At 57.4% G+C, this 13,581-nt stretch carries 12 protein-coding genes; 7 read left to right on the top strand and 5 right to left on the bottom strand.

The window, feature by feature from the left end:
• The first annotated feature begins 34 nt into the window (after positions 1 to 34).
• The gene (gene kynU, locus IEX10_RS15285; RefSeq protein ID WP_188677187.1) at positions 35 to 1,285 is read left to right on the top strand and encodes a kynureninase; all 1,251 of its coding nucleotides are present in this window, start codon (positions 35 to 37) and stop codon (positions 1,283 to 1,285) included.
• Here the strand turns inward: kynU and IEX10_RS15280 are convergent.
• Positions 1,278 to 1,991, bottom strand: a complete 714-nt coding sequence (locus tag IEX10_RS15280) for a GntR family transcriptional regulator (RefSeq protein WP_188677185.1) — start codon at positions 1,989 to 1,991, stop codon at positions 1,278 to 1,280. The two genes, kynU and IEX10_RS15280, sit on opposite strands and share 8 nt — an antisense overlap.
• Before the next feature lie 262 nt (positions 1,992 to 2,253).
• Between IEX10_RS15280 and IEX10_RS15275 the strand changes: the two genes are divergently transcribed.
• Positions 2,254 to 3,183, top strand: coding sequence for an aminotransferase class IV (locus IEX10_RS15275; RefSeq protein ID WP_188677184.1), 930 nt, complete (start codon positions 2,254 to 2,256; stop codon positions 3,181 to 3,183).
• A gap of 30 nt (positions 3,184 to 3,213) precedes the next feature.
• Here the strand turns inward: IEX10_RS15275 and IEX10_RS15270 are convergent, their stop codons facing one another.
• A complete protein-coding gene (locus tag IEX10_RS15270) occupies positions 3,214 to 4,113 on the bottom strand; it encodes a LysR family transcriptional regulator (protein ID WP_188677182.1) in 900 nt (299 codons plus the stop codon).
• A gap of 158 nt (positions 4,114 to 4,271) precedes the next feature.
• Between IEX10_RS15270 and xdhA the strand changes: the two genes are divergently transcribed.
• From xdhA to guaD, 5 genes are all read left to right on the top strand, one after another.
• Positions 4,272 to 5,732 (top strand): xanthine dehydrogenase small subunit, encoded by a 1,461-nt coding sequence (gene xdhA, locus IEX10_RS15265; protein WP_188677180.1) that lies wholly within the window; start codon positions 4,272 to 4,274, stop codon positions 5,730 to 5,732.
• A gap of 10 nt (positions 5,733 to 5,742) precedes the next feature.
• A complete protein-coding gene (gene xdhB, locus IEX10_RS15260; protein WP_188677177.1) occupies positions 5,743 to 8,046 on the top strand; it encodes a xanthine dehydrogenase molybdopterin binding subunit in 2,304 nt (767 codons plus the stop codon).
• Between the two features lie 3 nt (positions 8,047 to 8,049).
• Entirely contained in the window at positions 8,050 to 8,883 is an 834-nt protein-coding gene (gene xdhC, locus IEX10_RS15255; RefSeq protein WP_188677174.1) for a xanthine dehydrogenase accessory protein XdhC, read from the top strand.
• A gap of 73 nt (positions 8,884 to 8,956) precedes the next feature.
• Positions 8,957 to 10,552: a xanthine/uracil/vitamin C permease gene (locus tag IEX10_RS15250; protein WP_188677172.1), complete on the top strand. Its 1,596-nt coding sequence runs from the start codon at positions 8,957 to 8,959 to the stop codon at positions 10,550 to 10,552.
• A gap of 58 nt (positions 10,553 to 10,610) precedes the next feature.
• Entirely contained in the window at positions 10,611 to 11,909 is a 1,299-nt protein-coding gene (gene guaD, locus IEX10_RS15245) for a guanine deaminase (RefSeq protein WP_188677167.1), read from the top strand.
• A 77-nt stretch (positions 11,910 to 11,986) separates the two neighbouring features.
• Here guaD and IEX10_RS15240 read toward each other — a convergent pair whose 3' ends face one another.
• The 3 genes from IEX10_RS15240 to IEX10_RS15230 all read right to left on the bottom strand — a co-directional run bounded on the left by IEX10_RS15240 (position 11,987) and on the right by IEX10_RS15230 (position 13,581).
• Positions 11,987 to 12,580, bottom strand: a complete 594-nt coding sequence (locus tag IEX10_RS15240) for an SCO family protein (RefSeq protein WP_188677163.1) — start codon at positions 12,578 to 12,580, stop codon at positions 11,987 to 11,989.
• Positions 12,581 to 12,595: 15 nt separating this feature from the next.
• A complete protein-coding gene (locus IEX10_RS15235) occupies positions 12,596 to 13,117 on the bottom strand; it encodes a copper chaperone PCu(A)C (protein WP_229678577.1) in 522 nt (173 codons plus the stop codon).
• A 110-nt stretch (positions 13,118 to 13,227) separates the two neighbouring features.
• Positions 13,228 to 13,581, bottom strand: a complete 354-nt coding sequence (locus IEX10_RS15230; protein ID WP_188677158.1) for a hypothetical protein — start codon at positions 13,579 to 13,581, stop codon at positions 13,228 to 13,230.

Below are 13,581 nucleotides of genomic sequence, written 5' to 3'. Positions count from 1 at the left end.
TACACACCAAGCCATAACCTTAGTGGAGCCTGACATGACCCAGCACACCTATACCCGTAACGCGATCGCACAAATGGATGCCAATGACCCGATGGCCCATCTGCGCGACCGCTTTGAACTGCCAGAAGGCGTGATCTACCTCGATGGCAATTCCCTTGGTGCGCTGCCTAAAGGGGTTAACGAACGCCTGCAAAAAGCTGTCACAGAGGAATGGGGCAAGGGCCTGATCCGCAGCTGGAATGACGCGGACTGGTATCCGGCACCCCAACGCACCGGCGCGGCAATTGCCCGTCTGATCGGAGCGGGAGAAGACGAAGTGGTTGTCTGCGACTCCACCTCTGTGAACCTTTACAAGGTTCTTGTTGGTGCGCTGCGGATGCGCAAGGACCGGAAGGTGATCATTTCCGAACAGGGCAACTTCCCGACTGACGTTTATATCAACGCGGAAGTGGCCGATATGATGGGCTACGAACTGCGCTGTGTCGCGCCCGAAGACGTAGAGCAAGCCATTGCAGAGGCGGGTGAAACCCTCGCCGCTGTGCAACTGACCCATGTGCATTACAAATCCGGCCGAATTTACGACATGAAGGGTATCACCGAACAGGCGCAGACTTTGGGGGGGCTGGTGATCTGGGATCTCGCCCATTCCGCAGGAGCGCTGCCGGTCGATCTGAACGGCTGCAACGCCGACTTTGCAGTCGGGTGCGGGTATAAATACCTTAACGGCGGTCCGGGCGCGCCAGCCTTCCTGTTTGTGGCGTCCCGCCATCTGGCGGAGATGCACCAGCCGCTGGCGGGCTGGCATGGTCACGCCAAACCGTTCGCGTTCACCCAAGGGTATGAACCTCATGCCAAGATCGACCAGATGCTGACCGGCACCGCGTCACAACTGGGTCTGATCGCGCTGGAATCCGCGCTAAAAGTGTTTGCTGATGTGGATATGAGCGCGCTTCGCAAGAAGAACCAGCAGCTTGGCGATCTGTTCATCGCTTTGGTCGAACAGGAACTGGACGGCATGGGCTTTGAACTTGCCAGCCCGCGTGATGGCGCGGCGCGGGGCAGTCAGGTCTCCCTGACACATGCCGAAGGCTATCCGATTGTGCAGGCGTTGATTGCGCGGGGCGTGATCGGCGACTTCCGCGCGCCCGACATCCTGCGCTTTGGTTTTGCAGCGCCCTATGTGAGCTATCAGGACATCTGGGACTCGGTCAGCCACCTGCGCGAAATTATGAAAACCGGGGAATGGGATCAGGCCAAGTTCAAAACCCGTCAGGCCGTCACCTGACCTGTTCGCCGCTAGCAGCGTTAAACACCTGACGTGTCAGTTGGATATGCGCGCCGAGCAGACGTTCGGCGCGTTTTTTGTCCCGATCAATCACCGCTTCCATAATCTCCGTATGACCTTCCAGCGACAGCGCTTCTGCAAGGCGGGCCACAACCGCATCGTGATCTGCACCCGCTGCTTGGGCGGCGCGAATGGCCGGACTGATCGCAAGGTGCTTGCGATGCCGCAACAATTGCGCGTTCACATGGTCGTAAAAGTGATGCAGCGTTTTTGACGTACAAGCGGCAAGCAAGGCGCGGTGGAACCGGTCGTGCAATGCCTCCCACGCATCAAAATCTGCTTCTGTCAGTTTGGCTGCATCCACCGTGAACCGGCTAAGTCTAAAATGGGCCGTGACGATTTCCTCTTCCCAGGCTTCGTCGCCCTGAACCATCGCATCCCGCAACATCGCCAGTTCAACCGTTTGCCGCGCATTGGTCAGGTCGTGCAGCTCCGCTTCGGACACCGGCGCCACGATAAACCCGCGATTTTCCCGCGAATGCACCAGCTGTTCGGATTCCAGACGCGCCAGAGCCTCCCGCATGGGTGTCCAGCCAAACCCGTATTGGGCGCATAGTTTCTTAAGGTTCAAAGGCGCATCAGGGGCCAGCCGCGTAAACAGAATATCCTGCTTTAACGCCTGATAGGCATCTTCTGTTTTGGACACGGGTGAGGGCTCCTGCTAGATGGCATCGATATATTTCGCGGCACATTCGGACCGAGTATATATATCCCCATCTGCAGGACAATCCGCGATTTACTTCCTTGCATCCGATCGGATCCGCGATGCGCTGTCCCCGAGCTACTGAATAAGACTACCCGCCAGAACGTATGCGACTCTCTAGGATTGTTGACAATCCTAGACTGCAACCTCACTGTCGCGTGGAAAGCCCTCCCCCAAAACCTTCGAATAGATAGCGACTTTTAGAATGACTGATACAACGCATACCACACACGATGCCGATGAAGATATTCGCAATCAGGACATTAAGATCTACATCAATGGAGACTTGTTCCATCGGGACGAAGCCAAGGTTTCGGTCTACGACAGTGGTTTTATGCTTGGCGACGGAATGTGGGAAGGTATGCGCCTTTATGACGGGGTCTGGGCCTTCTTTGACGAACATATGGACCGGTTTTTCGGTTCGTGCAAAGCTGTCTCTCTGGATGTGGGCATGGATCGCGCGGGCATTATGGAGGCGCTTACAAAAACGGCTGCGGCCAATGGGATGACAAGGGATGTCCACTGTCGTTTGATGCTGACACGGGGGACCAAGGTCAAACCCTTCCAGCACCCTTCGCTCAGCCGTTCGGGGCCGACACTGGTGATCATCATGGAGCATTCCAAACCGGTAGACAGCCTGCACAGCGCAGGAATCCGGCTTGCCTCTGTTCCGCAGGTGCGCGGTCTGCCCAACAGTCAGGACGCCAAGTTCAACAGCCACTCCAAGCTGAACTGCGTCATCGCCTGTTTGCAAGCAGAACAGGCCGGCGCGGATGAGGGGCTGATGCTGGACCCGCATGGTTTTGTGAATACCACCAACGCCTGCAACTTTTTCATTGTGCGAAAGGGGGAGGTTTGGACCTCTACCGGCGATTACTGCATGAACGGCGTGACCCGTCAAAAGGTGATTGATCTGTGCCGCGCAAACGACATCCCCGTGTATGAGAAAAACTACTCGCTCTATGAGGCCTATAGCGCGGATGAAGCTTTCCTGACCGGCACATTCGGCGCACAAACACCGGTGGCAGAAATTGACGGGAAAAAGATCGGTTCAGGCAATCGCCCCGTCATGGCCCGCATCCAGAAGCTTTACAAAGAGTTGATCCGCGAGAACGTTGCCGAACATCAGGGCTGATCACGTTCTTGGTCCTGACAGGACGGCCTTTTATAGCGTGCGGCGCGCCGCTTCGATCATGAAATCAATGAAGCTGCGCACCTTTGGGTCCTGCAAGCGCCGATGGGGATAGAGGCACCCCATGACCGAGGCAACCGGCGGCGTGTCCGGCAGGATTTCCACCAGACGCCCCGCTGTCAAATCCGCCGCCACATCAAAGCGGGGCTTGTTCACAATACCCCGCCCGTCCAGTGCCCACTGGGTCAGCACATCCCCGTCGTCGCTGTCATATTTCCCCGCCACTTCGCATTTTTGCGGTCCGTCCGGTGTCTCCAATGTCCAGAAGTATTCAGGAGAGCGGGGATAGCGCAGCAACAAACAGTTGTGATCGCCTTGCGTCAAATCCTGCGGTGATTTCGGCGTGCCGTGCTTTTTCAGATAAGACGGCGCTGCACACAGCACGCGCGGACAGTCGACGATTTTTCGCAGTTTCAACGTAGAATCCGGCGGCGTGCCGACGAAGAATGCCACATCCAGCCCGTCCTCCAGAATATCCACCTTCCGGTCCGACAGACGCAGGCGCACTGAAATATCGGGATAAAGGTCCACGAACTCCGGCACCAGCGGCGCAACGATACGTTTGCCCATGCCAAGGGGGGCTGTGACATGGATCGTCCCGCGTGGATTCCCTGCAAACCCCGCAATCACCGCTTCGGCATTTTCAAGGTTTTCAATCACCAGTCGGGCGTGGTCGTAAAAGCTGACCCCTGCATCTGTCGGGGACAGTTTACGGGTGGTCCGATTGAACAGGCGCACCGCAAGGCGGCTTTCCAGCTCTTTTATCCGGTTGCTTGCCACAGCAGGCGTCAGACGCAAATCGCGCCCGCCAGCGGTGATACTGCCCAGTTCGACCACACGTACAAAGACCCGAAGACTCTCCAGATAGGGCATAGCGTTAACCTTTCTCTCTGTAGGTAAACCCCTGCAATATCAGGGTGGAATCGCCAATTATCAACGAAACGTTGAAAAAGCTTACCATTCTGGCGTGTTTTTATGAACTGAAATCTGGGGCAAGACGGCATTCAAAGCAACGTCGAGAGGATACGACGATGACCCCACGCACCGAAATCCGCTTTATGCTCAACGGCCGCAATGTCTACCTGAGCGATATTTCCGCCAGCGATACGCTGCTGGATTATTTGCGGCTGAACCAGCGTCTGACTGGCACGAAAGAAGGCTGCGCTGAAGGTGACTGCGGGGCCTGCACCATTCTTGTGGGGCGCTTTCATCAGGGAAACTTGCGGTATGAAGCGGTGAACGCCTGCATCCGGTTGATGGCCTCGCTCGACCGATGCCATGTGGTGACAATCGAATACCTGAGCGGGCCGCAAGGCCGGTTACATCCTGTGCAACAGGCAATGGTCGAGCATCACGGCAGCCAGTGCGGGTTTTGCACTCCCGGCTTTGTCATGTCGCTTTATGCCCTCTGGATGCAGAACCCTGACCCGAGCGAAACCGAGATCGAAACCGCATTGCAGGGCAACCTCTGCCGCTGCACCGGTTACGCACCAATCATTCGTGCAGCCAAAGCGATCACGTCCTATGGCAGTGCTGCACATGACGTGTTGATCACGGAACGGGAGGGCATCACCCGAAACCTGAGCGCTCTTGAAGACAACCGTCGTGTGGAGCTGGTCAAAGATAACAGCCGCGCCATTCTGCCCGCGGATGTGGACGATCTGGCACAAGCATTGCTGGAATACCCGCAGGCCACCCTCGTCGCCGGTGCAACAGATGTCGGGTTGTGGGTGACAAAATTCCTGCGAGATATCTCTCCGGTTATTTTCCTGAACCATCTTGATGGGTTGAAACAGATCATCTCGGATGGATCTGGAATTAGCATTGGCAGCGGCGTCAGTTATTCGGATTGCGGGAAGGTGCTCTGTGAAACCTACCCCCACCTTTCTGCTTTTTGGGACCGGATCGCGGGATGGCAAATCCGCAATATGGGGACCATCGGCGGCAATGTGGCGAACGGCTCTCCTATCGGGGATATGCCCCCAGTCCTGATCGCATTGGGCGGCGAAATCACTCTGCGGCGTGGCACTGAACGGCGAAGCCTGCCGATTGAGGAGTATTTCATCGACTACGGCAAACAGGATCTGGCGGAGGGCGAGTTTTTGGAACAGATCACAATTCCCAAACCGCAAGCTGCCAATCTGCACGCTGCCTATAAAATCTCCAAACGGCGGGATGAAGATATTTCCTCTGTCTGCGCCGCATTCAACGTATCCGTGGACGATGGCATCATCACATCCGCCCGCATTGCGTTTGGCGGCATGGCGGCGACCCCGAAACGGGCATCCGCAGCGGAAGCTGCGCTGCTCGGCGCCCCCTTCAGCGAAGCCACTCTGATCAAAGCTGCTGCAAAACTGGCCGAGGATTTCACCCCGCTCAGCGACTGGCGCGCGTCCGCCGAATACCGCCTGAAAGTGGCGCAAAACCTGTTCCGCCGCTTTTATCTGGAACACAGCGAAACCGGCGCAGATGCGCGGTTGGTGCAGGCTTAAGGAGACGACCATGAAAGACGAAAGCTTCAAACTGGACCAGCGCCACGACTCTGCTGTCAAACACGTCACGGGCCGCGCTGAATACGCTGACGACATTCCCGAACCCGCCGGCACCCTGCACGCCTATCTGGGTCTGTCGACGCGCGCCCATGCCAAGCTGCTTTCGGTTGACCTGTCCGCCGTTCGCGGCGCGGCTGGTGTAGTTGGTGTTTTGACCGCTGGCGATATTCCGGGCGAAAACGATGTCAGCCCGACAGGGCGCAACGATGAACCGATCTTTGCCACAGACAAGGTAGAGTTCTGGGGCCAGCCGATGTTTGCAGTGGTGGCCGAAACCCGCGATGCCGCCCGCCGCGCGGCTTTGTTGGCAAAGGTAGATTACGAAGACTTGCCCCATACGCTCGACGCGGCAGAGGCCCGTGCGCAGGGCGGGGACTATGTGACGCCGCCGCTCAAACTGGAGCGGGGCGATGTTGCCCCTGCCCTTGCCGCAGCAGAGCACCGGATCAAAGGGCAGATGCGGGTCGGCGGGCAGGATCATATGTATCTCGAAGGCCATATCGCCTTTGCCATTCCGGGCGAGGATGACGACGTGTCAATCCATTCCTCAACCCAGCATCCATCTGAAGCGCAACATATGGTGGCCCGCGTGTTGGGCCTGAACTCCAGCGATGTGACGATCAACGTGCGCCGGATGGGGGGCGGGTTTGGTGGCAAAGAAACCCAGATGAACCTGTTCTGCGCCGTGGCTGCACTGGCCGCGAAAAAGTGGAACCGCGCGGTCAAAATCCGCCCCGACCGCGATGACGATATGTCCGCTACAGGTAAGCGGCACGACTTTGTGATTGATTACGACGTGGCCTTTGATGGCGAGGGAAAGATACAGGCGTTGGAAGGCAATTTTGCCGCCCGCTGCGGTTTTTCCTCGGACCTGTCCGGACCTGTGACGGATCGGGCGCTGTTCCATGCGGACAACGCTTATTACTACCCCAATGTGCTTTTGCATTCGCACCCGATGAAAACCAACACCGTGTCCAACACCGCCTTTCGCGGTTTTGGCGGCCCCCAAGGTGTTATCGCGGCAGAACGGATCATGGAAGAGATCGCCTATGCGCTGAACAAGGATACGCTCGAAATCCGGCGCGCGAATTTTTACGGCACAGAGGATCGCAATGTGACGCCTTACCATCAGACGGTGGAGGACAACATCATGCCCCGCATCATCGACGAATTGGAGGCGAGCGCGGATTATCAAGCACGGCGCAACGCGGTGCTGGCCCATAACGCCAAAGGGGGTATCACCCGCAAGGGCATCGCGCTGACGCCTGTGAAATTCGGCATTTCCTTTACAGCCACATGGTACAACCAAGCCGGTTCGCTGGTGCATATCTATAACGATGGCTCTATCGCGCTGAACCACGGCGGGACCGAGATGGGTCAGGGTTTGAACACCAAAGTCGCCCAGATCGCAGCGGATGCTTTCGGCGTGGATTTCGAGCGGATCAAGATCACAAAGACCACCACGGAAAAAGTGCCCAACACCTCGGCTACGGCGGCTTCCTCGGGGTCTGATCTGAACGGAATGGCAGCACTTGACGGGTGTGAGCAGATCAAGGCGCGGCTGGTGGAATTTGCCTGTCAGCATTGGCAGGCAAAACCGGAAGACATTCGTTTCGCCAATAACCTTGTCTATATCGGGGCAGATACGGTGGCATTTCCCGATTTCATCAAACAAGCCTACATGGCGCGGGTGCAACTTTCGGCGGCGGGATTTTACAAAACTCCGAAAATCCATTGGGACCGTGAAACGGGCAAGGGCCGCCCGTTCTATTACTTCGCTTACGGCGCATCCTGTTCAGAAGTCACGATTGACACTTTGACCGGCGAATATTCCGTGGATCGCACCGATATTCTGCATGATGTGGGACAGTCCCTCAACGCACAGCTTGATATCGGGCAGGTGGAAGGCGCGTTCATTCAGGGCATGGGCTGGCTAACGACGGAAGAGCTGTGGTGGGACAAGCAAGGCCAGTTGCGCACCCATGCGCCCTCGACCTATAAAATTCCGCTTGCCTCGGACCGTCCCCGTGAATTTAACGTGGCGCTGGCCGATTGGTCGGTGAACCGCGAAAAGACGATCAAACGGTCCAAAGCCGTGGGCGAGCCGCCCTTCATGCTCGGGATTTCAGTGTTTGAAGCGCTTTCCATGGCAGTGGCGAGCGTCGCGGATTACACCGTCTGTCCCCGCCTTGACGCCCCTGCCACACCGGAGCGTGTTTTGATGGCAGTGGACCGTTTGCAGGACAGGGGCTAAATCATGAGCCTCGCTATTTTTCTGTCTGATCCCTTTGAAACGATCCGCATCTGCCTAACCCGTGTGCGGGGTTCTTCGCCCCGTGGCGAAGGGACGGAGATGTTTGTGACAGGCGCGGGGCTGTATGGCACCATCGGCGGCGGGCAGCTGGAATATATGGCCATAGATGCGGCGCGCGCCCTTCTAAAACAAGGTGGAAACCACCGACAACTTGATATCCCCCTCGGCCCCGAGATCGGCCAGTGCTGTGGCGGGCGCGTCGAAATTTCTTTGCAAAGAATGAGCAATTATGCCCGCGATCAGGCGCTGTTACAGGCGCAGGCCGAACGGTCTGCCTATCCGCATCTCTATATCTTTGGGGCGGGTCATGTTGGCCGCGCTCTGGCCGCATTCGCCGAAGCTCTGCCCCTGCGCACCATTCTGATCGACAGCCGCAAGGACGAACTCATGCAATGCAACGCCCTTGTGGAGTTGCGCGAAAGCGCCCTGCCAGAGGCCGAGATTGATGCGGCCCCCGCTGGCAGTGCGTTCGTTGTGCTGACGCACGATCACGCGCTGGATTTTCTGCTGACCGCACAGGCATTGCAAAGGGACGATGCCGCCTATGTCGGGATGATCGGTTCTGCCACCAAACGGGCGAAATTCAAACGGTTTGCAGCGGAGAGCTATGAAGACTTACAGACCGGCGGCTTGACCTGTCCTATCGGCGCAATGGGGAGTGCCGACAAACGACCTGCCGTCATCGCCGCCTGTGTCGCGGCCGAAGTGATCACTGCATTGACCGGCAGCCCTGCTGGGGTTCGCGTAGAGAAGAAAGTTTTAATCGCAGAGTACTAAGCAATACGGCCCAAGCTGTGGAGGGAGGAAACGTCACAGCACGGACCGGATTATAACGGGGAGGAACCCAACAATGTCACACCCATCCTACAGCTACAGGTTATTCGCCCGTAGCGATTACAGCGCCTTCTGGGCGCTTTTCACCGATAACCTCGTCAATTTGATGGTGTTGTCAGCTGTCTGTCAATTTGTCTTTCAGATGCCTGCCGAGATCGTCTATGGCCGGATTGTACCGGGGGCCGCGATCGCGATCCTCGCCGGTGTGGCGGTCTACACTTTGATGGCGAAATGGACGGCCAACCGGACCGGACAGCACGTTACTGCCCTGCCTTACGGCATTTCAACGCCGGTGATGTTTGTTTATCTGTTCGGTGTGATCGGTCCGATTTACTGGATGACGCAAGACGCGGTTCTGGCGTGGCAGGTTGGTATTGGTGCCGGCTTTATGGGCGGCATAGTGGCCGCATTCGGGGCTGTGATCGGGCCGTTCCTAAAGCGGGTCACACCGCGCGCAGGGATGCTGGGCACGCTGTGTGGTATTGCGCTGGTGTTTATCGGGTCGGTGCCCTTGGCGCAGATTTTCGAAAATCCGGTGATCGGCTTTGCATCGCTCGCGATTATCCTGTGGGGATTGATCGGGCGGTTTCGCCTGCCGTTCAACATCCCCGCCGGCCTGCTCGCCATCGGGCTTGGCACTGTGGCGGCGATCATTTTGGGGCAGTCGTCCTTTCAGGTGGACGGGATCGGGTTCTATCCACCCCTGCCCTATATCGGCGATATGATTGCGGGTATCCAGTACCTGTTCGCCAATCCCGAACTGTTCCTTGTACTGGTGCCAGTGCAAATCTACAACTTCATCGAAACCATGAACAACGTCGAAAGCGCCGAGGCCGCCGGTGACAGTTATCCGGTCGGTTTTTGTCAGGTTACGGACGGGGTCGGCACTATGATCGGCGCCGTGTTTGGTTCCCCTTTCCCGACAACGGTTTACATCGGGCATCCGGCCTACAAGCAGATGAATGCCCATGCAGGGTATATCATTGGTGTTGGCGTGGTGATCGCGGCGGCTGCGTTCTTCGGTCTGTTGGCCTTTATCAACGGGGTGATCCCGATTGCCGCTGCTGCGCCGGTTCTGGTGTTTGTTTCTGTCAGCCTGATCACCAACACGGCCTATTCTGTGAAGCCGGCCCACATGGGCGCTGTCGCAATTGCGATCATGCCTCATGTGTCAAATTTTCTGGTCACAAAATGGGGCTCCCTGTCGAATGCACTGCGTAATTCCGGCGTGGAGGGGCTGCCCCAACTGGGTGATCCTGCGCTGACAGCAGCGCTGTTGCAAGAAGGCGCCCATTATGACGGCCACCTTGCACTGGCGCAGGGGGCGATCATCACAGGGCTTGTCTGGGGCGCGGTCTTTGCCGGCGTTATCGACGGGAAGTTCCGCAATGCCGGTTGTTTTGCGCTGGCGGCGGCGGTGATGTCCTCTGTCGGGATTATCCACGCGCCCGCGCTGCAATGGCCAGAGCTGGACAGTATCACCATTGGCTATCTGATCACCGGTCTGTTCCTTTTGATCTATCCGCTGCTTGCCCCGAAAGAGGATCTGCAATCCCGCGTGATTGTACCGGACGAGCCTGATCTTTTAGACACTTCAATGCCTGCCCAATAAACCAATATCCGGACAGGGCAGCCTGTCTTGTCCGGACCAACACAAAACCGAGAGCCCCATGACCGAGACACTACTGCGCGGACGCACCCTGACATTCCACCACCGACCTGAAGGGGTAGAGGACTCCGCCGCCTACACCTATGTCGAGGACGGTGCTGTCCTGATGCGGAACGGGATGATCGTGGCTTCGGGCAACTACGATCAGGTTCGCACACAGGCGCCAGGGGCCGAGGTCGTTGACCACCGCCCCCATCTGATCACAGCCGGTTTTATCGACACACATGTGCATTTCCCGCAGGTGCAGGTGATCGCATCTTGGGGCAGCCAGCTTCTCGACTGGCTGAACGGGTATGTGTTCCCCGAAGAGGCCCGTTTCATCGACCCCGTCCACGGGGATGAAATGGCCGGACGGTTCCTCGACTTGCTGACAGATCACGGAACCACCACGGCGGTTGCGTTTTGTTCGGTTCATTCTGCCTCGGTCGATGCCTACTTCGGCGCGGCGGCCGCGCGGAATATGCGCATGATCGGGGGCAAGGTGATGATGGACCGGAACGCGCCCGAGAATTTGCGCGATACACCGCAATCGGGTTTTGACGACAGCGCCGCGCTGATCGGCAAATGGCACGGGAAGGGCCGTGCAGGCTATGCGATTTCGCCCCGCTTTGCGATTACCTCTACACCCGAACAGATGGAGATGACAGCCGCTCTTGTCCAGCAGCATTCCGACTGCCATATCCAGACGCATCTTTCCGAAAACCGCGACGAGATCGCCTTTGCGACCTCTCTTTATCCCGACGCACATGACTATCTCGGGATCTATGAAGACTACGGATTGCTGAATGACAAGATGCTGCTTGGCCATGCCATCCACCTGAGCAACCGAGAGGTAGATACGCTCGCCGCGACCGGCGCCCATCCGGTGTTTTGTCCCACCTCTAACCTGTTTCTGGGCAGCGGCCTGTTTGACGACGCCCGCCTGCGTGGGGCGGGGACCACGAACGGAATTGCCAGCGATATCGGCGCGGGCACCAGCTATTCCATGCTGCAAACATTGAATGAAGGCTACAAAGTGCTGCAACTTCAGAACCAGAGCCTGCACGCCCTGCAAGCGTTTGACTGGATCACACGAGGAAATGCGCAGGTGCTGGGTCTGGCTGACAAAATCGGCACGCTGGACGCTGGCAGTGAAGCGGATGTTGTGGTCCTTGATGCGCGCGCCACGCCTGCAATGGCGCTGCGAATGGAACGGGTCGAAAGTCTCGCGGATGAGTTGTTTTTGTTGCAAACCCTTGGCGACGACCGCGCGATTGTGAAGACCTATGTGGCGGGTGAACCCTGCAAAAGCGCCCAATAGAAAAGCGCGACAGGGATTGCCTCCTGTCGCGCCTTACATCCGGTCTATCAGATTTCACAAAATTGCGGGGCCGATCGTCAACCCCGCTGCATCCGCCTGATTTTTGCAACAGCGCGGTCGAAGGATTCCTGATATCCCACCGGTTCAAAGAAGCGGCCATTGGCATCAAACAGCAACACGTTAGAGGAATGATCCATCGTATAGCCGTCATCCTGTGGCACTTTACGAGCGTAGATTTTGAACGCCTTCACGGCTTTCTCCACCTCTTCAGGGCTACCGGATACGCCAACAGCATCAGGCACCCAACCCACATAGTCCTTGAGGTTCTCCACCGTGTCCCGTTCCGGATCAACCGTGATGAAGAACACGCGGATCTGGTTGTCTGCACCAAGCTCTTCCTGCCATGTCGCAATATCCCCCAGGCTGGTCGGACAAACATCAGGGCAATGGGTAAAGCCGAAGAACACCGCAGAGGGGCGGCCCTTTAGACTGTCCTGTGTAAAGCTCTCACCGCTGGTGGTGACAAGTTCATAGTCCCCCGGCCCGATCACATCTGCCATCGCGTTTTGATAGCCAGGCTGGGCAAAACGGGCCCAGACAAAAAGCCCAAGGGCAATCAGGGCGACAACCCAGAGGCCCAGAATGGCATAGTGTTTACGTTGAAAAGTCATTTTATCTGCTCCGCTTTAGTGTCCATCGTGGGTTGAATGACCGCCCGATCCACGGGCGTTCGGGGCCTTGATGGCAAGCGGTACGGTGACCTCTCCGGCGGCTTCAAAAGTCAGGGTCACTGGCAGTACCTCACCTTTGACCAGTGGCTGTGTCAGCCCCGTGAACATCAAATGGAAACCGCCCGGTTTCAGTACAACGGTTTCACCCGCCGGGATCGCCAGACCGTCCTCTAGTTTGCGCATTTTCATCACCGAGTCCGTCATCGACATCTCGTGAATTTCACCGCCGGAGGAAACAGCGGTAGATACGGACACCAGACGGTCATCCGCGTCGCCATTGTTGGTCACCGTAAAGAACCCGCCGCCCACCGGCTGGTTTGGCAGGGTCGCACGGGCAAAGCCGTCTGTTATCGAAAGCTGCCCGAGGATCACAGCATGGGCTGAAGGCTTGCTGCTTGGATCCACTGTCACCTGTTCTGCGATGGCGAGACCGCCGAACCCTGCCAGAACACCGGCCAAAAGAATTGATTTATACATTAGATACTCCGAAAGATCGCGCAGGTGGACACACCACATCCCGCGCTTGTCTTGATGCGGACCTGTTCCAGTCCGCGCTACCAGTTTTGATTGCCTGAAAGCAGGCAGCTTTAGCTGAGCGTCGGAGGCGCGCGTACAGCGTAATGCGGTTGTTCGGCTTGTGTGTGACGGGTCAGCCCCGCCAGCGCCCGCCATCCGTCAAAGGGCAGCAGAATGGAAAGCGTTTCAACCGGACGGATCGTAGGTGCTTTGGATACGGTCAGACAAAACGGGCATTCATGCTTGTGGCCCGCAGTGCCACCTTCGCAAAAATCGGCACCTGTCAGGCCAAAGGCGAAAGCGGTTTCCAGCTTGTCCACTTCCCCTCGTTCCGGTGCCATCACTGTCGCAGAAGTGATGCCCGCCAAGGCAATCATAACTGCGGCACAGCAGGCCAGTAGGGAATATGTCAATCGACGGATCAT

The sequence above is a fragment of the Neptunicoccus cionae genome, from assembly GCF_014643735.1.
Lineage (GTDB): Bacteria > Pseudomonadota > Alphaproteobacteria > Rhodobacterales > Rhodobacteraceae > Amylibacter > Amylibacter cionae.
This window is presented reverse-complemented; position numbering and strand designations above follow the sequence as displayed.